Source organism: Burkholderia sp. Tr-20355, assembly GCF_017104685.1.
Lineage (GTDB): Bacteria > Pseudomonadota > Gammaproteobacteria > Burkholderiales > Burkholderiaceae > Burkholderia > Burkholderia seminalis.
Genome location: NZ_JAAGPK010000003.1, coordinates 19,076 through 43,384 on the forward strand (window position 1 = coordinate 19,076; position 24,309 = coordinate 43,384).

At 65.5% G+C, this 24,309-nt stretch carries 25 protein-coding genes; 8 read left to right on the forward strand and 17 right to left on the reverse strand.

Annotated features, from left to right (window positions below; genetic code table 11):
* Positions 1–15 precede the first annotated feature (15 nt).
* The gene (locus tag G3N62_RS01420; protein WP_069704467.1) at positions 16–2,316 is read right to left on the reverse strand and encodes an NADP-dependent malic enzyme; all 2,301 of its coding nucleotides are present in this window, start codon (positions 2,314–2,316) and stop codon (positions 16–18) included.
* Positions 2,317–2,451: 135 nt separating this feature from the next.
* On the opposite strand from G3N62_RS01420, the gene G3N62_RS01425 reads away from it, so the two are divergent.
* Entirely contained in the window at positions 2,452–3,423 is a 972-nt protein-coding gene (locus G3N62_RS01425) for a LysR substrate-binding domain-containing protein (protein WP_049028874.1), read from the forward strand.
* Positions 3,424–3,427: 4 nt separating this feature from the next.
* On the opposite strand, the gene G3N62_RS01430 is transcribed toward G3N62_RS01425, so the two are convergent.
* The 6 genes from G3N62_RS01430 to G3N62_RS01455 all read right to left on the reverse strand — a co-directional run bounded on the left by G3N62_RS01430 (position 3,428) and on the right by G3N62_RS01455 (position 6,352).
* Positions 3,428–4,108 carry a hypothetical protein gene (locus G3N62_RS01430; protein WP_034188420.1) on the reverse strand — a complete coding sequence of 227 codons (681 nt, stop codon included), beginning with the start codon at positions 4,106–4,108 and terminating at the stop codon, positions 3,428–3,430.
* 117 nt (positions 4,109–4,225) lie between these two features.
* Entirely contained in the window at positions 4,226–4,738 is a 513-nt protein-coding gene (locus G3N62_RS01435) for a GNAT family N-acetyltransferase (RefSeq protein ID WP_124670109.1), read from the reverse strand.
* A gap of 85 nt (positions 4,739–4,823) precedes the next feature.
* Positions 4,824–5,267, reverse strand: a complete 444-nt coding sequence (locus tag G3N62_RS01440) for a hypothetical protein (protein ID WP_034188422.1) — start codon at positions 5,265–5,267, stop codon at positions 4,824–4,826.
* Positions 5,268–5,377: 110 nt separating this feature from the next.
* Positions 5,378–5,665 (reverse strand): hypothetical protein, encoded by a 288-nt coding sequence (locus G3N62_RS01445; protein WP_080287844.1) that lies wholly within the window; start codon positions 5,663–5,665, stop codon positions 5,378–5,380.
* A 13-nt stretch (positions 5,666–5,678) separates the two neighbouring features.
* Complete coding sequence (locus G3N62_RS01450) at positions 5,679–5,906, reverse strand: hypothetical protein (RefSeq protein ID WP_049028877.1); 228 nt, start codon at positions 5,904–5,906, stop codon at positions 5,679–5,681.
* A gap of 74 nt (positions 5,907–5,980) precedes the next feature.
* Positions 5,981–6,352 carry a VOC family protein gene (locus G3N62_RS01455; protein ID WP_034188424.1) on the reverse strand — a complete coding sequence of 124 codons (372 nt, stop codon included), beginning with the start codon at positions 6,350–6,352 and terminating at the stop codon, positions 5,981–5,983.
* 622 nt (positions 6,353–6,974) lie between these two features.
* On the opposite strand from G3N62_RS01455, the gene G3N62_RS01460 reads away from it, so the two are divergent.
* On the forward strand, positions 6,975–7,403 hold the full coding sequence (locus G3N62_RS01460) for a VOC family protein (RefSeq protein WP_034188425.1): 429 nt from the start codon (positions 6,975–6,977) through the stop codon (positions 7,401–7,403).
* Between the two features lie 34 nt (positions 7,404–7,437).
* On the opposite strand, the gene G3N62_RS01465 is transcribed toward G3N62_RS01460, so the two are convergent.
* The 4 genes from G3N62_RS01465 to G3N62_RS01480 all read right to left on the reverse strand — a co-directional run bounded on the left by G3N62_RS01465 (position 7,438) and on the right by G3N62_RS01480 (position 11,281).
* Entirely contained in the window at positions 7,438–8,355 is a 918-nt protein-coding gene (locus tag G3N62_RS01465) for an alpha/beta hydrolase (protein WP_124670110.1), read from the reverse strand.
* Positions 8,356–8,442: 87 nt separating this feature from the next.
* Positions 8,443–9,312 (reverse strand): helix-turn-helix transcriptional regulator, encoded by an 870-nt coding sequence (locus G3N62_RS36360; RefSeq protein WP_083286465.1) that lies wholly within the window; start codon positions 9,310–9,312, stop codon positions 8,443–8,445.
* Positions 9,313–9,423: 111 nt separating this feature from the next.
* Positions 9,424–9,888: a GNAT family N-acetyltransferase gene (locus G3N62_RS01475; RefSeq protein WP_049028879.1), complete on the reverse strand. Its 465-nt coding sequence runs from the start codon at positions 9,886–9,888 to the stop codon at positions 9,424–9,426.
* Between the two features lie 265 nt (positions 9,889–10,153).
* Entirely contained in the window at positions 10,154–11,281 is a 1,128-nt protein-coding gene (locus G3N62_RS01480; RefSeq protein ID WP_124608114.1) for an aminotransferase class V-fold PLP-dependent enzyme, read from the reverse strand.
* 252 nt (positions 11,282–11,533) lie between these two features.
* Here G3N62_RS01480 and G3N62_RS01485 point away from each other — a divergent pair, with 252 nt between their 5' ends.
* A complete protein-coding gene (locus tag G3N62_RS01485) occupies positions 11,534–12,715 on the forward strand; it encodes a serine hydrolase domain-containing protein (RefSeq protein ID WP_124670111.1) in 1,182 nt (393 codons plus the stop codon).
* A 94-nt stretch (positions 12,716–12,809) separates the two neighbouring features.
* On the opposite strand, the gene G3N62_RS01490 is transcribed toward G3N62_RS01485, so the two are convergent.
* The 4 genes from G3N62_RS01490 to G3N62_RS01505 form a co-directional block, all read right to left on the reverse strand.
* On the reverse strand, positions 12,810–13,982 hold the full coding sequence (locus G3N62_RS01490; RefSeq protein ID WP_034188430.1) for an FAD-binding oxidoreductase: 1,173 nt from the start codon (positions 13,980–13,982) through the stop codon (positions 12,810–12,812).
* Between the two features lie 163 nt (positions 13,983–14,145).
* Positions 14,146–15,297, reverse strand: a complete 1,152-nt coding sequence (locus G3N62_RS01495; RefSeq protein ID WP_034188431.1) for a branched-chain amino acid ABC transporter substrate-binding protein — start codon at positions 15,295–15,297, stop codon at positions 14,146–14,148.
* A 423-nt stretch (positions 15,298–15,720) separates the two neighbouring features.
* Complete coding sequence (locus G3N62_RS01500) at positions 15,721–15,912, reverse strand: CsbD family protein (protein ID WP_124670112.1); 192 nt, start codon at positions 15,910–15,912, stop codon at positions 15,721–15,723.
* Between the two features lie 140 nt (positions 15,913–16,052).
* On the reverse strand, positions 16,053–17,585 hold the full coding sequence (locus G3N62_RS01505) for a helix-turn-helix transcriptional regulator (protein ID WP_034188433.1): 1,533 nt from the start codon (positions 17,583–17,585) through the stop codon (positions 16,053–16,055).
* Positions 17,586–17,969: 384 nt separating this feature from the next.
* On the opposite strand from G3N62_RS01505, the gene G3N62_RS01510 reads away from it, so the two are divergent.
* From G3N62_RS01510 to G3N62_RS01520, 3 genes are all read left to right on the forward strand, one after another.
* Positions 17,970–18,134, forward strand: coding sequence for a hypothetical protein (locus tag G3N62_RS01510; protein WP_167361896.1), 165 nt, complete (start codon positions 17,970–17,972; stop codon positions 18,132–18,134).
* Between the two features lie 63 nt (positions 18,135–18,197).
* On the forward strand, positions 18,198–18,548 hold the full coding sequence (locus G3N62_RS01515) for a BON domain-containing protein (protein ID WP_034188434.1): 351 nt from the start codon (positions 18,198–18,200) through the stop codon (positions 18,546–18,548).
* A 64-nt stretch (positions 18,549–18,612) separates the two neighbouring features.
* The gene (locus G3N62_RS01520) at positions 18,613–18,810 is read left to right on the forward strand and encodes a CsbD family protein (protein WP_034188435.1); all 198 of its coding nucleotides are present in this window, start codon (positions 18,613–18,615) and stop codon (positions 18,808–18,810) included.
* A 343-nt stretch (positions 18,811–19,153) separates the two neighbouring features.
* Here G3N62_RS01520 and G3N62_RS01525 read toward each other — a convergent pair whose 3' ends face one another.
* Positions 19,154–20,182, reverse strand: a complete 1,029-nt coding sequence (locus tag G3N62_RS01525) for a DUF1338 domain-containing protein (protein ID WP_034188436.1) — start codon at positions 20,180–20,182, stop codon at positions 19,154–19,156.
* 225 nt (positions 20,183–20,407) lie between these two features.
* Between G3N62_RS01525 and G3N62_RS01530 the strand changes: the two genes are divergently transcribed.
* Positions 20,408–21,355, forward strand: a complete 948-nt coding sequence (locus tag G3N62_RS01530) for a LysR family transcriptional regulator (protein WP_124670113.1) — start codon at positions 20,408–20,410, stop codon at positions 21,353–21,355.
* 95 nt (positions 21,356–21,450) lie between these two features.
* Here the strand turns inward: G3N62_RS01530 and G3N62_RS01535 are convergent, their stop codons facing one another.
* A complete protein-coding gene (locus tag G3N62_RS01535) occupies positions 21,451–23,580 on the reverse strand; it encodes a TonB-dependent siderophore receptor (protein WP_124608117.1) in 2,130 nt (709 codons plus the stop codon).
* On the opposite strand from G3N62_RS01535, the gene G3N62_RS01540 reads away from it, so the two are divergent.
* On the forward strand, positions 23,570–23,782 hold the full coding sequence (locus G3N62_RS01540) for a hypothetical protein (protein WP_124670114.1): 213 nt from the start codon (positions 23,570–23,572) through the stop codon (positions 23,780–23,782). The genes G3N62_RS01535 and G3N62_RS01540 overlap by 11 nt on opposite strands.
* Positions 23,783–24,309 lie beyond the last annotated feature (527 nt).

Below are 24,309 nucleotides of genomic sequence, written 5' to 3' on the forward strand. Positions count from 1 at the left end.
GCCCCCGCCATTCAATCAACCACCCACACCCCGATTCGCCTCGATCACCGTCAACGCGGCCATATTCACGATCCGCCGCACGGTGGCGCTCGAAGTCAGGATGTTCACCGGCGCATTGACGCCGAGCAGGAACGGCCCCACCGCCACATTGCTCCCCGCCTCGGTCTTGAGCAGGTTGTACGCGATGTTACCGGCGTCGACATTCGGACAAACCAGCAAGTTCGCCGCGCCCTTCAGCGGCGACATCGGCAGCAGCTTCGCACGCAGCCCTTCATCCAGCGCACAGTCGCCATGCATCTCGCCATCCGCCTCGATATCCGGCGCCTGTTCCCGCATGATCTCCAGCGCCCGGCGCATCTTCACGCCCGAGGCCGCGCTTCCCGACCCGAAGTTCGACCGCGACAGCAGCGCGACCTTCGGCGTCAGGTTCAGCCATTCCATCTGCCGGGCCGCCGCGATCGTGAATTCCGCGATCTGCTCCGCATCGGGGTTGTCGTTGACGTGCGTATCCACCAGCGCGACCGTCCGCTGATCGAGCAGCAGGATGTTCATCGCCGCGTAGGTCGACGCACCGGGCTTCTTGCCGATCACTTCGTCCACGAACCGCAGGTGATTGTGATACTCGCCCACCGTCCCGCAAATCATCCCGTCCGCATCGCCGAGCTGCACCATCATCGCGCCGATCAGCGTGAGGCGGCGGCGCATTTCCACGCGCGCCATTTCCTTCGAAATGCCGTCGCGGCAACGCAGTTCCCAATACTTCGTCCAGTACTGCGGGAAGCGTTCGTCATACTCCGGATTGGTCACTTCGACATCCTGACCGAGTCGCAGGCGCAGGCCGAACCGCTCGATGCGCGCCAGCAGCACCTCAGGACGCCCGACCAGGATCGGACGCGCAAGCTTCTCGTCGACGATCACCTGTACCGCACGCAGCACGCGCTCGTCTTCGCCCTCGGTGAACACGATCCGCGCCTTGCCGCCGTCACGCACGAGCCGACGCGCGGTCGCGAACAGCGGCTTCATGAACGCGCCCGAGTGATAGACGAACTGCTGCAGCTGCTCGACATACGCGTCGAGATTCTCGAGCGGGCGCGTCGCCACGCCGCCTTCCATCGCCGCCTTGGCCACGGCCGGCGCGATTCGCACGATCAGGCGCGGGTCAAACGGCTTCGGAATCAGGTATTGCGCGCCGAACGACACGTCGTACGCGCCGTAGGCCGCCGCGACCACTTCGTTCTGCTCTTCCTCCGCCAACCCCGCGATCGCGTGCACCGCGGCGATTTCCATTTCGCGCGTGATCGTCGTCGCGCCCACATCCAGCGCGCCGCGGAAAATGTACGGGAAGCACAGCACGTTGTTGACCTGGTTCGGATAGTCCGAGCGGCCCGTCGCGATGACGACGTCGTCGCGCGTCTCGTGCGCCAGTTCCGGGAAGATTTCCGGCGTCGGGTTGGCCAGCGCGAGAATCAGCGGACGCGCCGCCATCGCCTTCAGCATCTCGGCCGTGAGGATGCCGCCGACCGACAGCCCCAGGAACACATCCGCGCCGCCGATCACTTCGGCCAGCTTGCGCGCATCCGTTTCCTGCGCGAAGCGCGACTTGGCCGGGTCCATCAGCACGGTGCGGCCGCGATAGACGACGCCCTCGATGTCGGTCACCCAGACGTTTTCCACCGGCAGCCCGAGGTCGACCAGCAGGTCCAGGCACGCCAGCGCGGCTGCTCCGGCGCCCGACGTCACGACCTTCACGTCCTTGATCGACTTGCCGACGACCTTCAGCCCGTTGATGAACGCGGCGGAAACGGTAATCGCGGTGCCGTGCTGATCGTCGTGGAAGACGGGAATCTTCATGCGTTCGCGCAGCTTCTGCTCGACCGTGAAACATTCCGGCGCCTTGATGTCCTCGAGGTTGATGCCGCCGAACGTGGGTTCGAGGCCGGCAATGATGTCGACCAGCTTGTCCGGATCGGTCTCGTTGATCTCGATGTCGAACACGTCGATCCCGGCGAACTTCTTGAACAGCACGGCCTTGCCTTCCATCACCGGCTTCGATGCGAGCGGGCCGATGTTGCCGAGGCCGAGCACCGCGGTGCCGTTCGTGATCACGCCGACCAGGTTGCCGCGGCTTGTGAAGCGGTGCGCCTGCAGCGGATCGGCGGCGATCGACTCGCACACGCTCGCCACGCCGGGCGTATAGGCCAGCGCCAGATCGCGCTGGGTCACCAGCGGCTTGCTCGCCACGACCGAGATTTTCCCGGGGGTCGGAAACTCGTGATAGTCGAACGCGGCCTGTTGCTGTGTCTCTGTCTGTTTCATGTTTTGGGTCCCGGCGTGGGCGCCAGGCCAGTCCCGGCGCGATCCATGGAGGTGATTCTAGGGATCTGCCATAACGTGATGATTCTGTTTTAATATCGGCCCATCACTTTTTCCTGATGAATACATGACCAGTCAATGAATTTTGACGCAAACGACGTGGTCAGGCGGCTGGGCGCGCGTCTGAAGATTCGGCATCTGGTGCTGTTGCTGCAGATCCAGCAGCACGGGTCGCTGACGCGTGTCGCCGAGCACATGGCCAGCAGCCAGCCGGCCGTGACGAACGCGCTGTCCGAACTGGAGAGCATGTTCGGCACGCCGCTGTTCGAGCGCTCGTCGCGCGGCATGCGGCCCACCGCGCTCGGCACGGTCGTGCTGGAGCGCGCGAAGGCGATGATCAAGGATCTCGACCACCTCGCCCGCGAAATGGAGGCCGTCGCCGCCGGGCACGCGGCCCATCTGCACATCGGCGTGATTCCGTTCATCTCCGGCCAGCTGCTGTCGGCGGCGCTGAAGCGGTTGCAGGCACGGATGGAACGGCGGCTGACCGTGACGATTCACGAAGGCACCAGCGATCAGCTGCTGTTGCAACTCAGGGATCACGGCGTCGACATCGTGATCGGCCGCGCGTCGTCGGCGATCGATCTGGGGCAGGTTTCGTTCGAAGTGCTGTACCAGCAGCAGCCGCGCGTGATCGCGAGCCGGCGGCTGGCGGCCAAGCTCGCGCGCATGCCGCTGGACTGGCACAAGCTGCACGCGCTCGACTGGATTCTCGGCGCGCCGCATACGCCGATGCGCGAACAGGTGACCGACCTGTTCCTGTCGGCCGGCATCGCGCCGCCCGTGCCGATCGTCGAAAGCTACTCGTCGAAGCTGATCGGCGAAATGATCGCGTCGAGCGACGAGGCCGTGTCGATCGTGCCGGCCGATATCGCGGAAGAACTGGTGCGGATTGCCGGCGTGGCGATCGTGCCTTACTCGCTCGTGTGGACGCTGCCGCCGATCGCGCTGTTTACCCGCTCCGCCGATTCGCGCTCGCCCGCGCGCGATCTGCTCGTCGACGCGCTGCGCGCGGTGTGCAAGGAGACGTACGGGGACATGCAGCGATAAGCGGCTATTTGCTCGCGGCGAGGCGGCGCAGGATTTCCGCGCGCTCGGCACTCAACACGTGGTCCGAGCCCTCGCCGCGGTCGTAGCGCCTGGTTGTGCGGTAGGAAAAACGCTTCGCATATTGATTGGCGGCGGGATCGAACACCCACGCGTCGACTTCGAAGAAGTGCTTGCCGAAATGATCCTCGTCCTTCTCCCAGATATAGTCCGCGCGGACAAACACCGGGTAGGGCGAAACGTCCGGCAGCTTCCACATCGCGCGGTCGGCCATCTCCGTTTCGGTCACTTTGGGCATCAGGTTCTCGATCTTGCCATTCGGGCCGACACGCAGGACGGCCACACGCTCCAGCATCCCGCTGCCGCCGCCCGAGAACATCCCCGAGAAGAACACCCACGAGCCGCCCGATGCGATCGGCAGCCGTTCGGAGCGAGGATTCAGGCCGAACTGGTACACCTCCCGGGACGAACCGGGAAGCGGCGCCGGCGGCATCTCGAAGCACGGCGCATGGTCGGGAAGCACGCAGAGCTTCACGCCGGAAAGCGGGAGCCCGTCGCTATCGAGCTGGCCTTCCGTCTGCGTGTAGCGCGGAAATGCGGATTCGCCGGCGGAGGCCGCCCGAACGCCGGCAATGCCGACGACTGCCAGACTCAAGATTGCCGCGAACATCTTGCCGGTCCTGCGCATACACCCTCTCTCTCTGATTTTTTTGACGGCTGCAGATTGTCGATGATCTGGTCGGTTCTGGCAAAAAGGTGCATCGCCGGTTTCATTCGCTTCGACGAAGTGCGTGAGAGAAACCCTTCAACGTTCCGGTCGGTGCGGGGCAACCGGTTTCTCGTACAACGACCAGTCGCGGCCATCCGACTTGATCCCCACGCGGACGAAGCCGAGCGATTCGTAATAAGCGCAGAGCTTGGTGTTTTCGGCAGCGCAGTCGAGTCGAACGAAACGCCGGTCGATGCGGCTCACCTCGCGGGCGCACCAATCGAGCATGACGCCGCCGATCCCGAGCCCGTTGAAACCTTGCCGCACACATAGCCCGTGCACGTACCCGGCGACCGGTTCTTGCGGCCCCCAGTGCGGATCATCGTCGAAACTCAGCGAGAACGTTCCGACCAACGTGCCGTTCTGTTCGACGACATACACCGATTTCTCGGCGACATGGTTTCGTACCCACCGCTCGGAGAAGCCGTCACCCTCCTTGCCCCACACATAGTCGCCATGCGCGACTTTCTTTGCATGCGCATCGTTCCGGATCTGCGTAAGTGCCGGTACGTCGTCTGCCGTGGCTCGGCGGATGTCATTCGAATTCACGCTCGTCTTTCCGTTGAATCTTCGCGGCGTCGCACGACGGCCTTCATCTCGTCGACCCGCATTCGCAATAACAAACGTAACGACCTTACGAAGTCGTACCCTGGAACCAGCGTGAACATGGGCCCGAATAAATGAGCACGGTCGCAATCGCATTGGCGAAAAAGGACACTTCGAACAGAGTCATCCTGAACGGGGGCGCCATCACGATGAAGGCTAGCGTCGTGACAATCGTGAGTATCAGTTCCAGCGTTCGCGCCAGCTTTTGTCGCTGGCAAAGGCCGATGATCAGGCTCGCGTTCAAGAGCAGCCAGAATGCCTGGACCACGGCGATCAGGGCAATGCCCTTACGCATCAGCGTTGCCTTTTCCGCGGGCACTTCACCAAGTTGATCGAAACCCAGCCTCTGAAGCCAGACAGCACATCCGACCTCGATGAGCCAGACAATCGCGAAGAGCGCGACGGCATGACGGATCTGCGGCGGCGCGTCCGTGTGAAACGCCGGCATGGCCTTCAGCTTGCTGATTGGCATCGTCTTTTCGGGAGGCCGATGGCCCCCGCCCCGGTATTATTTGAATCGTCGGTGCAGATTGCCGGCCGAGTGTAGCTCACTCGCAATGCCGCATACATCGCTATCGATCGTTATCCGTTTCCATCTCTCAGGTTGTGACAGCCGGGTGACGAATCGTGGCGGTCCATACGAATCGGCAGCGGCGTTCCATCTTCAAATGCAACCAGTTCGTCCCGTGCCAATAGAACCAATTTCTCCACTTGCGCAAACGGCAGCGCGTCGCAAAACAATGAAACCGTCAGGGTATGGTCGGCGTCGCATCTGAACACTTCGGCGAGCACATTTCCCTCCGTGTCGGTTAGCTCAACACCCAACCCGTCGCGAAGGACATTCGACGCCACCTGAAATCGATACGCCATCGTACTGCTCCAATCAGGCTGAAGCACTCAAACTCTGCCTGAGCGATTCATAGATCCCCGCGCCGGCATCGACGATAAACACCAGCGCAACGACGACACAGACCACGCGCCCGATTCCACTCAGACGCGTCACGCCGAAATACAGGCCGACCGCCCCGATAGCAAGCGTCGCCGGCCAGTAGATGGCGCCGACGATAATCGCGATGACCGGAAAAGGTATATCGATGGCGATGTCACTCATCCCGCGAGACTCCCGTGCATGCCGGATGCATACGTCAGTTCATGGTTTCGACGACATCGGCCAGCCGCCGACGATTACTCCGCCTGATGACACACCACCTCGATATTGTGCCCATCCGGCCCGATGACGAATGCCGCGTAGTAGTTCGCGTGATAATGCGGCCGCAGCCCGGGCGCGCCGTTGTCCTTCCCGCCCGCCTCCAGCGCCGCGCGATAGAACGCATCGACTTGCTGCCGATTGTCGGCCACGAACGCGATGTGGAGATGCGCCGGTTTCTCGTCCGACTGGAACAGACACAACGAGGCCTTGGCGGGCGTACTGATCTCGATACCGTAAGAAGGCTCGCCCTCGCCCACGGTCACTGCCCCGATCGGTGCAAGCGCCTTGAGGAAAAACGCCTTGCTGGCGGCAAAGTCGCTGACGCCGAATTTGACGTGGTCAAACATGAGATCCCCTCGGATAGATGGGCGGGCCTGCACCCGGGTGTGATGTCGAGACCACCGCGATGGTGCCACACACTGCCTGCAGCAGTACACCTCTTCGCTCACCAACAAAAAAGGCCCGACAACGTCGGGCCAATGAGCGGGATACAAGGAACACCCGCTCACCCCATACCGGGCCGTCACGCGACGCGACGTGACATTGGCGAGATCCTGTGGATACCTGACGATCGCATGTCGATACCTTGCTCACCTGAAAGGATTCGAAAAACCCATGCGCATCCCGTTGGCGCTCACTCGAGCGCCGACAGCACCCGCTCGAAAAAATAGGCCCGCGCCGGAAAGCGCGGGCCGAGCGGAAGTCACCAAACGCCTTGGGGGGGACAAGGCGCGACCAGTCTAGCCCGAGTCACCGGAAAGAAGATTTCATGCGGGATTACAGCTATTACTTCATATGACGAAGCAACGGCCGGCGTCGGCGCCGGTTTGCGGCACGTCATTTGTGAGCCCCCATTGCCGCGCGACCGCGCTTGACCATCGTCGGCGCTGTGCAGCGCATCGCCGGTTTGCTATGGTCCGATAGCGTGATGTCCCAACCCCGCACACCCACACCGAAAAAGGCGGCCCAATGATCGACCACGTCTACCTCTCCGTCACCGACATCGACAAGTCGCTGGCCTTCTACGCCGCAGCGTTGAAACCGCTCGGCTGGCGCATCTTCGGCAACTACGACTCCGCGTCGGGCCCCGAGGGCGTCCCCGATCTCTACGGCATCGGCGACGACGTGTACGGCAAGGGCACCGCGGTCGGATCGAGTATCTGGCTGCGCCAGCGCAAACCCGGCGAGACGGGGCTGTATCTCGGGATCGTCTGCGACTCCAACGAACGGGTCGACGCCGCCTACGCAGCCGCGCTCCAGGCCGGCGGCATCGACGAGGGAAAACCGGCGGATCGCACCTACTTCGCCCGCGGCTACTACGCGGCGAACGTCGCCGACTTCGACGGCAATCGGCTCGAGTTCGTCCACAAGGCGTGGAACCCGAAGCGGCACGCATAGCGCCAACGGCGGCGCCGGTCGGACGCGCGCGGGCTCAGGTCGGCACGCCGCCCAGATGCTGCGTGAACCATTCCGCCGCCGCCCGACTGGTTGCGTCGAAGTGCTCGATATACGGCGTGAAATGCCCGCCCTTGATCTGGAGCAGGCGCTTCGGTTCGAGTGCGTTTGCCCATGCCTTGAGGCACAGGTCGGTCGGCGTCAACACGTCCTGATCGGCGACGATCATCAGCAGTGGCGTCGGCGAGATGCGGTCGACGTACTGGCCCGGTTCGTTCTCGCGGGACATCTCCGCACTGCGTAACGTCACTTCGTTTCGCCAGCTCGGCGCAAACTGCGCGGCCGATTCGGTGAAGAACCGGTACGCATCCGCGCCGGCCATCGCGCACGCAGCCGACGGGTCGGCACTGACGGCCGGCAACATGGCCGGCGCGCTGCCCGCGAAGCGCTGCCTGCGGTCTTCGTCAAAACGCGCCAGCATTGCCGGTACGAGATCGGAACGCGTGCGGCGCAAGCTCGACTGGTATCCGCTGATCGTCGGCACCTGCGACACCACGCATTTCACGCGCCGGTCGATCGCGGCGACTTCGAGCACGTGGCCGCCGCTGTAGCTGGTGCCCCAGATACCGATGCGTTCGTCATCGACATCGGCACGCGTCAGCAGGTAGCTGATCGCATCACGATAGCCGCGCTTCTGTTGTACGGGGTCGATTTCCTGACGGGGCAGCCCGTCGCTCGCGCCGAAGTTCTTGTGATCGTAGAGCAGCACGGCAAAACCACTCGCGGCGAACACCTCCGCGTAGCGGTCCAGATACTGCTCCTTCACGGCCGAAAAGCCGTGCGCCATCACGATGGCAGGATACGTTTCGCTGTCGGCGACGCGCCGCGTCGGCACGTAGAACCAGCCCCGCAGCGTCGCGGATTCGGACGGGAATTCGATGTCGTGGCGCGTCATGTCGGCTGGCCTCATTCGGTCGGTGGATTCGTTGACCGACACGATATGCCCGCACGCCATGTCCCGCGTGTTCCGGTAAGACGTGTGCTACGCCGAATCGGACAATTTCGCGTAAGCGCTCGGCGTCATGCCCGTGAAGCGGCGAAACACGGTCGAGAATGCGCTCGTCGTTTCGTAGCCCAGTTCGGCCGCGACGGCGATCACCGAGCAACCCGACGCCAGCAGCGGGCGCGCGGCTGAAATACGCGCTTGTTGTCGCCACTGGCTGAACGACAAGCCCGTTTCGGCCTGGAACAACCGCGCCAAGGTTCGGCTCGACGCACCGACTTCACCGGCCCATTCCGTCAGCGTTCGTTGATCGGCCGGATCCGACAGGATGGCATCGCAGACGCGTGCAAGCCGCCGGTCCCGGCCAGACGGAAGCCTTAACGGCTGCTCGGGCGACCATTCGATTTCAGCGAGCATGAGCTGGATGACGAGATCGTCGCGTCCGGCGGGATGCGTGTCGATCGGCAGGGACGACGCGCGCACGATCAGTTCACGCAGCAGCGGCGACACCTCGACCAGTCTCGGTTGATTCGGATAAGCCGACGGGTACGCGCGCGGGTCGACGTACGCCGTTCGCATTTCGAGGAGGCCGTGTGCGCGCATCGCATGCGGAAGGTCCGGTGGAATCCAGAGTGCGCGATGCGGCGGGATCATCCACAGCGACTGGCTCGCACGGACTTCGGCTATGCCCGTCGTCGTGTAGACGAGTTGCGCGCGCGGATGCTGGTGTTCCGCGACGACGAAACCGTCCGGAAATGCTTTCGGCATGACTGCCGCGATACCCGGTGCGTGCTGGTAATCGCGCGGATCGGTGCTCTTCGGCGCGTATGCGCGGCCAGTCCGCCTCGGGTGGGCCGTCGCGTCGAGCATGATCGCTTTACCTTCGCCCTGCATCGCGCGTCCTTTCATTTGCGCGGGATGGCCGGGTGATGCGGTCGCGCGAGTCGGACAAACGACACGGGTCCGCCTGCAGCGTGGAATTCCGTTCGGTCGCCCCGATGATTGCACCACGTCGCCAAATCACACGGGTACCCGCAGGATCGGAACCCATCTGCCCGGAATGAGCGTCGACTCTTTCTCGGCAATCTTCTCCGCGCCGAGCGCCATATAGAACGGCACGGCGTTGGGATCTGCCTCGATCACGAAGCTTCCGATTCCCTTCGCGGCGGCTTCCTTCCTGAGCGCGGACCATAGCGCACGTGCGACGCCCTGCCCCATATGATCCGGATGGACGAACAACCATCCGCGCGTAAGCGCATCGGAATCGGTCGCAGCCCTCACCCAGAACCCGATGATCCGTTCTTCCGTTTCGGCCACGTACGCCATCGAGCTTTCGATCATCTCGGGCGTCACCGTGAGATCGGCTCGCCAAAGATCCAGCCACGCCTCGGGGTAGCCCCAGTGCGCTTTCGAAAGAAATGCCAGTTTCGTGAGTGCGTCTGCATCGGCGGGCCGGCCGGCACGAATGACAAATCGGCGGTGCATCCGGTCTCCTTTCCCGGTCGGTAAAGACCGACGACCATGCGCGGCATGCCTCTGTCGGAGGCATCAGGCGCTGGACGACGCGTTGAAGCAGGCGGAACTCGGCGTAGTCACCGGTGGAGGCGGAAACCGCTCGAACGATCACGTGGTCGAGTGGGTCGGCATCGAAACTCACCGTGCCCATTCGGGACCGCTAGACCAGGACAGCGCACGCCACCGCGCACCGTCCCGGCAACGATCCGGTGCGCGCCCGCGCCGAACAACCGCGTCAAAGAATCCGGTTCAACGCATCCGAGAACCGCTCGACCGCGCCATCGACATCGTGCAGCTTGTCGAGACCGAACAACCCCAGCCGGAACGTCTTGAAGTCCTCCGGCTCGTCGCACTGCAGCGGCACGCCGGCCGCGATCTGCAACCCGACATCCGCGAACTTCTTCCCGGTTCGAATCCCGTCGTCGTCCGTATAGCTGACCACGACACCCGGCGCCTCGAACCCTGCCGCCGCCACGCTCCTGAACCCCTTCTCCGCCAGCAGCGCACGAATGCGCTCGCCCAGTTCGAGCTGCTCGGCCTTCACCTTGTCGAAACCGTACGCGTCGGTTTCCTTCATCACGTCGCGCAGCGTCGTGAGGCTGTCGGTCGGCATCGTCGCGTGATACGCAAACCCGCCGCCCTCGTATGCCTCCATGATCTGCAGCCACTTGCGCAGATCGCACGCGAAGCTGGTGCTGGTCGTCGAATCGATGCGTTCGCGCGCAAGCGGGCTGAACATGACCATCGCGCAACACGGCGACGCGCTCCAGCCTTTCTGCGGCGCGCTGATCAGGATATCGACGCCGCTCGCCTGCATGTCGACCCAGACGGTGCCCGACGCAATGCAATCGAGCACGAACATCCCGCCGACCGCATGCACGGCATCGGCCACCGCGCGCAGATACCCGTCGGGCAGCATCATCCCGGAAGCCGTTTCGACATGCGGCGCAAACACCAGATCCGGCCTGTGCTCGTTGATCGCGGCGACCACTTCGTCGATCGGCGCCGGCGCATAGGCGGCCTGCCGGCCCGTTTCGACCGGACGCGCTTTCAGCACCGTCGTTTCGGACGGAATGCTGCCCATGTCGAAGATCTGCGACCAGCGGTAACTGAACCAGCCGTTGCGGATCACGAGGCACTTCCTGTTGGTCGCGAACTGCCGCGCCACGGCTTCCATGCCGAACGTGCCGCTGCCCGGGACGATCGCGACCGCCTTCGCGTGGTAGACCTTCTTCAGCGTGGCGGAAATGTCGCGCATGACGCCCTGAAAGCGCTGCGACATGTGGTTGACCGAGCGATCGGTGTACACCACCGAATATTCGAGGAGCCCCTCGCGGTCAACATCGGGAAGTAAACCTGGCATGCTCGCCTCCGGTGAAAGATGAACGATGGAACCGCGGCGCGCGGCGCCTGCGATTCGATACTGCTCCGCACCCATGCGGATGCGTCATTTCCTCGACGAAAGCAGATTCTAACGAACGGCGCCGGCCGATTGGGGCATATTTTGTCCGCCGGCCCGTGCCGCGCGCGTAGCCCTGTTCCGTGTAAGGGTTAACGACGCGTGCGGCCATCCGCCCATAACATGTCGACCAGACCCTTCACGAAGGAATCCTCGATGACCTCCTCTTCAGCTTCGTCACGGCAGTCGTCCATCGATCCGGCGCTCGCCGAGCGCATCGATGCGGTCCTGTCCCGCCAGCTCGACGCGCAGCGCCTCGTCGGCGCGGTGGTCCTGGTCGCGCGCGACGGCGAACTCGTCTACCGCCGCGCGGCCGGGTTCGCGGACCGCGAATCGCGCACGCCGATGCGCGAGGACACGCTGTTCCGGCTCGCATCGGTGACGAAGCCGATCGTCTCGGCGGCCGCGATGGCGCTCGTCGCGCAACGCAAGCTGTCGCTCGAGGACGACGTGACGCGCTGGCTGCCCGAGTTCCGCCCCGCACTGCCCGACGGCCGCGTGCCGACGATCACGCTGCGACAGTTGCTCGCGCATACCGCCGGCCTCGGCTATCGCTTCAGCGAGACCGACGCGAACGGCCCCTATGCGCGTGCCGGCGTCTCCGACGGGCTGGACGGCGCGACGATCACGCTCGCCGAAAACCTGCGCCGGATCGCGAGCGTGCCGCTGCAGTTCGCGCCCGGCACCGACTGGAACTACTCGCTGTCGATCGACGTCGTCGGCGCGCTGATCGAGGTCGTCTGCGGCGTGCCGCTCGCCGACGCGATCGATGCGCTCGTGCTCCGCCCGCTCGGCGCGCGCGACACGGCCTTCGTCGCGCGCGATCCGGCGCGGCTTGCCACGCCGTACGTCAACGACACGCCGCAGCCGCACCGGCTCGCCGAGAACGAGACGGTGCCCATCGACGCAGAGTTCGTCGGCGTCACGTACTCGCCGTCGCGCGCGCTCGACGCGCAGGCTTTCGCATCGGGCGGCGCCGGCATGGTCGGCACCGCCGGCGATGTGCTGACGGTGCTGGACACGCTGCGCGCGGGCGGCGGCGCCATCCTGCCCGCGGACCTCGTCGACGAAATGGGCCGCGTGCAGACCGGCGACCTCGAGCTGGCGGACCTGCCGGGCGCGGGCTTCGGGATCGGGTTTTCGGTGTTGCGCGACCCGCAGGCGGCCGCATCGCCCGAATCGGTCGGCACCTGGCGCTGGGGTGGCGTCTACGGTCATTCCTGGTTCGTCGATCGCGCACGCGGGCTGACCGTCGTGTCGCTGTCGAACACGCTCTACGAAGGAATGAACGGCCAGTACACGCTGGATCTGCGCGACGCCGTCTATGGCGCCGGCTGACCCGCACGAAAAAAAGGCCCGACACGCGTCGGGCCAACGGGTTTGAGACACAAGGAGAATCCCGCCCACAACACGACCGGGCGGTCACGCCGCGCTACACGACGTTCTTTTCGACGATCGGCCGGTTTTCCAGCACACGCGCCCAGCCGAGCGACGACAGGTCGAGCGTGTCGTAACGCCCGCCCAGAATGAGTTCACAGACGCCGCGCCCCGTCGCCGGCCCCTGCTGCAATCCGTGGCCGCTGTAACCGTTCGCGAACACGACGTTGTCGAGCGCCGGGTGATAGCCGATGATCGCGTTGTGGTCGAACACGTTGTACTCGTAGTACCCGGACCAGCAGTTCTCCACGCGCAGCGCCTCGAATTCCGGCACGCGATTCGCGAGCGTCGGCCAGATCACCTCGTCGAACAGGTCATGATCGACTTCGTCGAGCGGCAGGTCGTCCGGGTCGCGATCCGGGCTCGGCGACGTGCCGCAGATATACGTGCGCCCTTCCGGCCGGAAATACACGCCGGTCGGGTCGATCAGCAGCGGGCAATCGGCGAGCTTCGCCGGCGACGATACGTTGAAGATGCTGCGGCGCCGCGCATACACGGGAATGTCGATGCCCATCATCGACGACAGCGTGCGCGCCCATGCGCCGGCTGCATTGACGAGCGTGTCGCATGCGTAGCGCTCGCCGTCGCCCGTCACGACATGCGTGATCTTGCGCCCGTCGCGTACCACGTCCTTCACGTCGGCCGGCACGTAGCGCGCACCGAGCGCCTGCGCCTTCTTGCGCAGCGCCTGCACGAGCCCGTAGCCGTCGAACCAGCCTTCGCCGCTCGCGCCGTACGCGCCCGACACGAGATCGTCGACGTTCAGCCACGGAAACTTCGCGCGCAGCGCGTCGCGGTCCATCAGGCGGATATCGGCGCCGAGGCGCGTCTGCAGCGCATGATTCTCGCGCAGCGTCGCGTCGCCGGCCGGCGTCGCGAGGAACAGGTAGCCGCCTTCGTGCAGGTCGATCGACGGCCGGTTGCCGTCCACTTCGAGACGCTCGCCGATCGTGCGCAGGAAGTCGATGCCGAACAGCGACATCTCGATCGACAGCGGCGTCGAGAACTGCTGGCGAATCGATGCGGCCGATAGCGCCGACGACGACCGCGCATAGGTGGGGTCACGTTCGATGACGGTCACGGCGACCGTGGGATCGGTGGCGCGCAGGAAATAAGCGATCGAGCTGCCGATCACACCACCGCCGACGATGACGACTTGAGAACTCACGACTGACTCCGGTTGCACGTGAAAGGCGCAGCCCGCCGGCCGCGCCCGTAGGTTGTTCGTGCCGCGTCGCGCGCGGCCTCGCGTGGGCGGACTCCCCGGCGATCGCTTCGGCTATTTCAGCACGTCCGGCATCGCCGCGAAAGCCCGCTCGCGCGTATCGCGGTCAGTCCGACGATTGAGTCGTGACGGGCTGCCACGCGGCGTTCTTCACCTCATACAGCGTCGAGCTCGGGTTCTTCAGGTCGCCCGTGTTCGTGAACGCGATCGTGCCCGTGATGCCGTCATAGCGCGTGCCCTTCAGCGCGCCGTTGAAATCGGCCGGCTTCGTCGAGTTCGCCTTCTGCATCGCGTTGATCGCGATCCACGTCGCGTCGTACGCGAACGGCGCGTACGCGAGCATGTCGACGCCGTACTTCTGCCTGAATTTCGTTTCGAACTGCTTGCCCTTCGCGAGACGCGACAGCGGCTGCCCGTATTCCCACACCGACGCGCCCTCGGCCGCATTGCCGGCGAGCTTGATGAAGTTCGCGTTCATCACGCCGCCGCCCGCGAGGAATTGCGCGCGGATGCCGAGCTGGCGCATGCGCTTCACGAGCATCGCGGCCTGCGCATCGAGGCCGCCGAAGAACACGAGGTCGGCATTGGTGCTCTTGATCTTCGTGAGCTGCGCGCTGAAGTCGACGGCCTTGTCGTTCGTGAACTCGCGCGCGACGATCGTGCCGCCGTTCGCCTTCACGGCCCGCTCGAACTCGTCGGCCTCGCCCTGGCCGAACGCGGTGCGGTCGTCGATGATCGCGATGCGCTTCGCCTTCGTCACGCTCGCGGCGTACGCGCCGGCGTTGCCCGCGTTCTGCGTGTCGGTCGCGATCACGCGGTACACGGTGCCGAGCCCGGCGCGCGTGATGTCGGGATTGGTCGCCGACGGCGTGATCATCGGAATGCCGGCTTTCGCGTAGATCTTCGACGCGGGCAGCGTCGTGCCCGAATTGAAGTGGCCGATCACGACGGCCACCTGCGCGTCGGCGAGCTGCTGCGCCGCCTGCACGCCGGTACGCGGATCGCTCTGGTCGTCCTGCGATGCGATCACGAACTTCACCGGCTTGCCGCCAACCGTCGTGTGCGCGGCATTCGCTTCGTCGACCGCCATGCGCACGCCGTTCTCGATGTCCTTGCCGTATGCGGCGCCGCCGCCCGTCAGCGGGCCGGCCACGCCGACCTTCACGACGGTTTCCTGCGCATGGGCCGCGCCTGTCTGGAACGCGAGGAGCGCAGCGGTCAATGCAACGCCGGAAAGCGAACGAATGCGGAACGTCATGGCAATCCTTCTTCTGTGGGTCGGGATGCAACGCGCGGCGGCCGCGCGTCGGCGACCTCTCGCGCGTCGGTGATGGCATGCGCTGCCGGGGCGTCATTCGATGCGCCAACCGGCCGGCCGATCACCGCGATTCCGTCTCCGAAGAACCTTTCATCGCGAAAGAGGTGAAGGGATTGTGGGTAGCCAATACCCGCGCAGCAAACGAAATATCGGAACTATGTTGTGAGGATTTTTCATCAAGTTCCGCGTTCGCGGGCGACCCGCGGCCAGTACGGCGAGGGGTCGAGCGTGGAAGGCTGCAAGAGGGCGCGGCGGCGGCGCCCTCGGGCAAAGGCCGGCCGTGGTCATGCCGATCGCGCATCATCGTCGCGACGACGGCCCGGCCGGCCTTTGCGACGCCCGCGGCGGGCGTCGCGTCATCGGTCAGCACCGATCGGTACGCACCGGCTTGCGCACCGCGTCGGCCGCCTCGCCGGCCTTCTCCTGGATCTTGCCGGCCTGCTGTTCGGCAACCCCTTCGGCTTCCGCCTTGCGGTCGCCCGTTACCTTGCCGAGCGCTTCCTTGACCGAACCCTTGACCTGTTTGAGCTTGCCTTCGATGCGATTCCTGTCCATGGTCGTCTCCTGCGATGGTGAGGGAGAACCGGCGATGCGGCGGCCCGCGCCGCCCCGCCGAGTGGACAGGATCGCAAGCGAACGCGGCGGGCGGCAGATGCGGATGCACCAGTGTGCGTGGTGCATTCGTACCGTCGGCGTCAGTCCTTGCCCTTCGTGCCGCCCTTCTCGCCGCGTGCACCGTTCGCCTCGGCCGCGCCGACGATCCCGCGCTCGCGCGCCCACACGATCGCCTCGCCGCGGCTGTGCACGTCGAGCTTCGCGTAGATCGTCGCGACGTGATTGCGCACGGTGTTCGGCGCGAGCCCGAGGCGGCCCGCGATCTCCTTGTCGGCAAGGCCGTGGCACAGCAGGTCGAATACGTCGCGCTCGCGCGCGGTCAGGTCCGACAACTGCGCGCCCGCGTCCGGCGCATTCGCGCGCCGCACGTTCGCGAGCTTCTCGATCAGCGTGCGGCTGAACCACGACGCATCCTGCATCGCGGTCTCGATCGCATAGACGAGCTCCATCTCGGTACGCTTGCGATCGCTGATGTCGAGCAGCGCGACGAGCAGGCAATCGCGGCCGTGGATCGCGACCGGATCGGCCGACACGACGCAATCGCGCACATCGCCGTCGCGCGTGCGGATCTGCACGTCGGCGTTGCGGACGTTGCCGTCGCGCGCGAGCCGGCCTTCGATGCGCTGCCATGCGCCGCGCTCGGCCCACAGCCCGATCTCGTCCGCGGATTTGCCGAGCAGCGCGTCCTGCGCATGGCCCGTCATCGCGGCGAACGCATCGTTCACGTCGAGCAGTTCGAAGCGGTCGGCCGTGACGATCGCGGTCGCGACCGGCGCCATCCGGAATGCCGTCGCGAAACGCTCCTCGCTCTGCTTCAGCGCGCGCTCGGCCTGCTTGCGCGGCTCGAGATCCATGAACGTGAACAGCATGCACGCCTCGCCGTTCATGTCGATCGGCTGCCCGGCGACGACCACCGCCTTCGTGCTGCCGTCCGCGAGTTTCAGCACGGCTTCCATCTGCGGGATCGTCGCGCCTTCGCCGAGCCGTTCGATCGCCAGCTCGCGCCGCTCGGCCTGTTCGAGCACGTCGACCTCGTACACCGAGCGGCCGAGCACGTCGTCGCGCGCGTGGCCCGTCATGTCGAGGAAGCCCTGGTTGACCTTCACGTAGCGCAAGTCGTCGAGCCGGCAGATCACGGCCGGCGCCGGGTTGGCGTTGAAGGTGCGCTCGAAGCGCTCCTCGGCGCTCGCCCATTCGGTCGCATCGTGCAGCACGAGCGCGAGGCAGTCGGGTTCGCCGGCCGCGTTCGTCAGCACGAGGCTGCGAATGCGGTGCACCCAGCTCACGGTTTCGTCGGCGGCCGATTCGACTTCGACCGTCACGTCGCTGAACTCCTCGCCGGCGATCACGCGATCCATCGGATAGTGGCCGTCGCGCACCGGATGGTTGTTCCGGTAGCGCAGCCGGAAGCGCTCGCGGTATTCGGTGACGTCCGCGCCGAGCGCGGCCAGTTCGGTCACGCCATGCATCGCGAGCGCGGCCTCGTTCGCCCAGACGATCCGCTGGTCCGGCTCGATCAGGATCACGCCTTCGGTGAGCCCCGCGATGATCTGGTGCAGCTGGCGCCGGTCGGTGTGCGACTTGAGCGCCTGTTCGTCTACTTGTTCGTTCATCGAGTCGTTGTCCCTGTCGTCAACATGACCGCCCGCCGATTGCCCCGTTACGCCGCACGCCCCGGCCGGCGCGTGCGGTGATGATCGCGTACCGCGCGAGGACGCGACAGGCGCGAATGCACTACCTCCAATAGTACATTCGCATGCCGCATCGGCACCGTGCGGTGTCCCGCCCAACGGCACGGCAAGGCCCTCGCGCCGGTGCCCGCGCGTTGCCCGGGTCGTGATGCGTTCCCCGTTCCTGCCCGCCCGTGCCATTCCCGGTGCAAACGCACTAGCCGATCCGGTGAATTTGCGCGATGTCCGCTCGCGTTCGCGTCGGTACGCTGGTACTGCATCGGCGCTCATGCGCTGCCCTTTCACACCGCAGAGGAGGACAACCGGATGAAGCTGCATCAGACACCCGATCCGACGCGGCCCGAGCCGGCCCCGGACGCTCCGCCCGAACCGCCGCCCGGCACCGATCCGCCGGTGCCGCTGCCGCCGGACCTGCCGCGCCCGGACATGCCGCCGCGCGAGCCCGGCTACGACACGCCGATCGCCCGGTAACCCGCGGCACGCTCCGTGCTCGTCGATCCATTCATTCAACACGCCCATCGAAGGAGAACATCCATGAACAAGACCTCGCACCTTTCGACGCTGCTCGCCGTCAGCGCGGCCTTCCTGCTGTCCGCCGCGCCGCTCACGAACGCGCACGCCCAGGCCTCGTCGGCCGACAGCGGCATGGCGACCGAATCGAACCAGCCCGTCACCGACACGTGGATCACGACCAAGGTGAAGGGTGAACTCGCGACCACCGACGGCGTGAAGAGCACCGACATCAGCGTGAAGACGGTCGACGGCGTCGTCACGCTCACGGGCGTGCTGCCGACCAAGACGGCCGTGAAGAAGGCCGTCGCCGTGACGCGCGCGATCAAGGGCGTGAAGCACGTCGACGCATCCGGCCTGAAGGCGAAGGCCTGACCTCCCGCGCGGCGGCTGCCGCGCTTCCCCCGCAGTTTTTCCCATCACGACCAAGGAGCACACGATGAACGAGGACAAGATCAAGGGCCAGTGGAAGCAGTTGACCGGCAAGCTGAAGGCCAAGTGGGGCAAGCTGACCGACGACGATCTCGCGGTCGCCGAAGGCAATCGCGACTACCTGGCCGGCAAGATCCAGGAACGTTACGGGATCGCCCGCGATGAAGCCGAAAAGCAGTTGAAGGATTTCGATCGCGAGCTGTAACGCATCCGGCAATTTCACCCGCCGCGGCGCCGATGGCGTCGCGGCCATTCAGGACAACGATATGGGTAAATACCTGATCGCCTGGCTGCTCGGCGTACCGTTCGGGCTGCTGGTGCTGTTCTATCTGATCACGCACGTCTTCTGACGGCGCGGCGCCCGGCACGCGCCCGCCGCCTTCGCGGCACACCCCTCCCCTTCGACGACACGACCGACGGCCACGGACGGCTTCGCCGCACGACCGTCGACGCGCGCCGACGCGGCATCGCGAGCCCCCCAACGCAGATCGGGCAGGACGCATGCACGTCCTGCCCGACCGGTTCGTCGCTTCCGCCGCGGTGCCGCGTTACTTCGCCGCGTTCGCCGTCATCTTGAAGATGCCTTGCGCGTTGCCCGCATCGAAACGCAGGTCGGTCACCCAGCGGCGCGCGCCCTGGTCGAACGTGCGCTTGCGCGTGATGAACTCGTAGAACGAGCCCGGCACGTTGCGCTTCACCGTGCCGCCGTCGCGGGTGCGGAACTCGCGCTCGACGGTGTCGGCGCGATAGGCGGTCTGGAACACGCGGCCCGAGCGCGAACGCTCGACTTCCGGCTTCATCGGGCGGCCCTTCGCCTTCTCGTCGTCGGACAGCTTGAACACGTCGGCGACACGGTCGGTCGCGTGGTTGAACGCGTTGCCTTCGGTCGCGATCCACGCCATTTCCGCCGATTCCATCAGCAGCGTTTCATAATCGAGTTCGTTCGGCACGTCGTGCTGGCGCGCGAACGCGCCGACGATTTCCGGCAGCAGCGCCTGCGCGGCGTCCAGCGGCAGCCAGCCTTCGCGCTCGACCTCCCACAGCAGCGCGACGGCCGCCGGCGACAGCGGATCGCGCGACGAGCTGACGACGTTCGTCACGGCCTGCTGGAACTCCTTCGAGAAACGTTCCGGATGCAGTTCGCTGACGAAGAACTGCGCGATTTCGTCCGGCGCGTCTTCGTGCGCGTACGCGCGGCCCGTCATGCCGAGCTTGTCGAGCGGGTAGCGGCCGTTCAGGCGGAACCCGAGCGGACGCAGGATGCGCGTGAACGCGGCTTCGCCCGGCGGCAGCGCGCCCGTGTGCGGCCAGCGCACCGTGCGCAGCGCGCCGTGGTCGAAATAGACCGAGCCGCCGCTTTCGATCGCTTCGGCCGTGTAGGCGCGGCCGTTCGCCGAACGTTCGAGCAGCCCTTCGAACAGCGCCATGTTCATCGCCTGCGCGATTTCCGCGCGCGTCACGACGCCGTCCTCCCATTCTTCGAGGATGGCCGGCATGTTCAGGGTCGAGAACAGGGCGTCGGTCTTCGCCTGTCCCAGCAGCTTCGTCAGCAAGCTCTCGATATTCGGATTGCGCATCAGGATTCTCGTTTCGGGGGACCGCCGGCAAACGTGCCGGCAACTCGTCGGCCGGCCGCCCGGCGGGCGCCTGACCTTGCGTGGGGAGCATTATTCAAAGGGTTGCAGCCGGGCGTAAAGCGAGATTAAATTGACACGTGATGAGTTTTTGGAATTATTACCTGTCCCCCGCCCGCCTTCCGCCCTCGCGCGGCGCGGCCCCGTTCGTCAGACGAAACGAGCATCATGCGTAAATTCAAGATTCCCAACATGGGCGCGCTCGTGGCTTTCGAAGCCGCCGCGCGCCACGAGAGCTTCACGCACGCGGCCAGGGAGCTGTTCCTGACCGAAAGCGCGGTGTCGCGCCAGATCGCGACGCTCGAGGCCAGCCTCGGCGTGCGGCTGTTCGCCCGGGTGAAGCAGCGCGTCGTGCTGACGCGCGCCGGCAAGCTCTACGGCACGCAGGTGCGGCGCGCGCTGGAAACGCTCGACCGCGACACGCTGTCGATCATCGCGCACGGCAGCGGCGGCGGCTACCTGGAGCTCGCGGTGCTGCCGACCTTCGCATCGCACTGGCTGATCCCGCGCATCAAGAGCTTCTACGACCGCACGCCCGACGTGCGCGTGAACATGGGCAGCCGCACCGACCTGTTCTCGTTCGAGGACACGCACTTCGAGGCCGCGATCCACTACGGCAAGCCGACCTGGCCCGGCACCTCGTCCGACTACCTGTTCGGCGAGGAGGTCGTGCCGATCTGTTCGCCCGCGCTGCTCGACGGGCCGGTCGAGCGTGTCGAGGATCTGCTCGCGTATCCGCTGCTGCACTCGACCACGCGCCCCGGCGCGTGGGCGCAGTGGTTCGAGACCCATGGCGTCGAGGACATCCGCACGATGCAGGGCGTGCGTTACGAACTGCATACGATGCTGATCAGCGCGGCCGCGGCCGGGCTCGGCATCGCGCTCGTGCCGAAGTTCTTCGTCGAGGAACAGCTGCAGCAGCTCGGCCTGGTCGTGCCGTGCGACGCCGCGACGGTCGGCGATTCGGCGTACTACCTCGTGTATCCGACGGAATTCAGCCACAGCAAGCCGCTGGAGCTGTTCCGCGGCTGGCTGCTCGAACAGGCGAGCGCGTATGCGGCGCCGGCGCGCGCGGAGGAGATGGACGATACGGAGGACGACGAGGACGTCGAATGACGGCGCCGCCGGCAACCTGCCAACCGGCGCCGCGAGCGTCGGCAACGAGATGCAGGCCGTCCTGACGAAGGCCTGCATCGCTCACCGCAAGCGCGTTACATGTGCCATTTCACCGTGGCGGTCAGCGTGCGCGGATCGCCGGGCATGTTGTACAGGTCCGCATTGCCGTGCGCGGCGATGAAGTAACGGCGATTGAACAGGTTGTCGAGCGTGAGCGTCACGTCGACCTTCTTGCTGCGGTACCCGGCGCCCAGATTGAACACCGTGAACGACGGCAGCGTGACGAGATCGCTCGCCGACGCATAACGTGCCGACTGGAACTGCATGCCGGCCGCCGCGTAGAAGCCGTACGGCAGCTCGCGCTTCAGCCACAGGCTCGCGCTGTGGCGCGGCATCAGCCCCGGCGTGTTGCTCGACAACGCGAGGCCGGCCGCCGTCGATTGCGGGGAACCGTCGACCGTGCCGTTCAGGTACGCGTAACCCGCATACACCGACCACTTCGGCGCGATCTCGCCGGTCAGGCCAAGCTCCATCCCGCGCACGTGCTGCGTGCCGATCGGCAGCGCATAGCCGGGGTTCGCCGGATCGCCGATCTGCTGGTTGGTCTGGCGCATGTCGAACAGCGCGACGCTGGCCGTCGCCTTGCCGCCGAGATCGACGCGCGAGCCGACTTCATACGCGGTGGTCTTCTGCGGCGCGAGCGCGGCGCCGTTCGCGAACGCGCCGGAGCTGATCAGCGTATCGGCGAGCGGCGAGAACGACTGGCTGAACGATCCGTACAGCGTCAGCCAGTCGAGCGGCTCGTAGATCAGCCCGACACGCGGGCTCCACGCGTGATCGGTGCGGTCGAGATTGACGTTCGACGACGTATAGTCGTGGCGGATCTGGTTCAGGTAGTCGAAGCGCAACCCGGCGAGCACCTTCCAGTGCTCGGTCAGCGAGATCAGGTCCTGCGCGTAGACGCCCGCGAGCCCGACGACGGTCGACGCGTTCGTCTTCGCCCGCGCGCCGGTCGGCACGCCGGGCAGGACCACCTGTTGCGGATCGAAGAGATCGTAGGTCGCGACTTTCGTCACGCCGTAGATCGTGTCGAACTTCTGCTGCTGCGACAGTTCGAGCCCGTACAGCAGTTCGTGGCGCATGCCGAACAGCGACGTCTTCTGCGTGAGTTCGAACAGGCCGTCGATGCCGTGATCGGTACGCTGGCGCGTCGACTGGTCGAGCGTGACGACCGGGTGCGCGGCCGTCTTGATCGGCTCGTACGTCACGTAGTTCTTGCGTTCGAGCGAGAAGTCGTACGCGCGGATCGCGCCGTGGAACGACAGCGAATCGTTGAAACGGTGATCGAGCGACACCGTCGCGCTCTTCGCGGAGACGTCGTTGTACGAGCTGTTCGCCGCGTCGGCCGAACCGTAGTACGTGTTGATCGGCACGTCCACCGGCCGGCCGCGATACGCGGGCAGGCCCTGGTCGGACGTGCGGCGGTCGTGCAGATAGTCGAATTCGACGTTCAGCACGGTGTCGCTGTCGAGCTTGAACTGCGCGGACGGCGCGATCGCCTGCCGGTTCAGTTGAAACTGGTCGCGAAAGCTGTTCGAGTTCTCGGCCGCGCCGGTGATGCGAAAGCGCGCCGCGTCGTTCGCGTTCCAGCCGAGGTCGAATTCGCCGCGCCGCTCGCCGCGCGTGCCGAGCGTCACGCCCACGTCGTTCACCGGGTTCGCCAGCGGCCGCTTCAGCACGCGGTTCACGATGCCGCCCGCCGAGCCGCGCCCGTACAGCACGGCCGCCGGCCCCTTCAGCACCTCGACGCGATCGACGTTCGACAGGTCGCGGTAGTACAGCGCGTCGTCGCGAATGCCGTCGACGTACTGGTCCGTGATGCTGTTGAAGCCGCGGATCGTGATCTGGTCGCGCTGGCCGTCGCCGACCGAGAAGCCGACGCCCGGCACGTTGCGCAGCGCGTCCTGCAGCGACGTCGCGTTCTGGTCCTCGATCACCGCGTGCGGGACGACGTTCACCGTCTGCGGCACGTCCATCAGCGACATGTCGGTCTTGGTCGCCGCGCGCGAGTGGCCGCCGTCGTACGACGCATGCTCGGCGGCCGCGTTGACGGAAATCGCAGGCAAGGTGGCCGCGGCATCGCTCGCCTGGGCGAACGCGGTGCGGGCGCCGGCCAGCGACGCGGCGATCAGAAGCGCATGGCAGGCGCTCTTGTTGAGTTTCATCGTGAACGTAGGGGTGGTGAAGAAAAACGGCGAACGGAAACGTGTCCGGTCAACGCGCGCGTCACGCGGCGAATCGGCCGACGACACCCTTTTCCGTGAAGAAGGCTGTGGCGCGTGGAGGATCGCCCCGTCGCGCATGCCGGCCGCGAATGGCCGGCGCGGGTGGATGCCGGCCGGCACGACCGGCGCGAAAGAGCCGTGACGCGATGTCATGGCTCGTAACGGAGCGAAATATTAAACGAGAATGATTCGTGTTTTTAATTAATTTTCGACGTGTCGCCTGCCCACAACGTGCGCCTGCTTAACGCTCTGCATTCCCGACAAATGCCTTTCATTTTTGTAGATTTGACCGGCCTTTTCGTAATAAAAACGAAAGACCAGGATTGGCCGCGCCAGGCGGAAACGATCAGGGGGAAGGCGGGATTCGGGAAGCGACGGCGGAGAGACCGGGGAGGATTCCGAAGGATCTAGCCACGCAGGCAGCACGCATGCAAAAGTCCGGTGCGCGCCGGACCGGGCAACCCCGACCCGGCGCTCCGGGCAGCCGACCTCGCATCGGCAACGCGGCGGACCTACTTCCGTTCTTCACTCCGTCTGCTCTCAGGCTCACTTCATTATTTTCTTCGCCGCGCCGCGCCATTATCCGCTCAATTCGGTCGAAGTGAAACGTTTGCGAATGCACCCTGCACGTTATACCGGCCATTCGGCAACAATCTTTCCAAATACTTA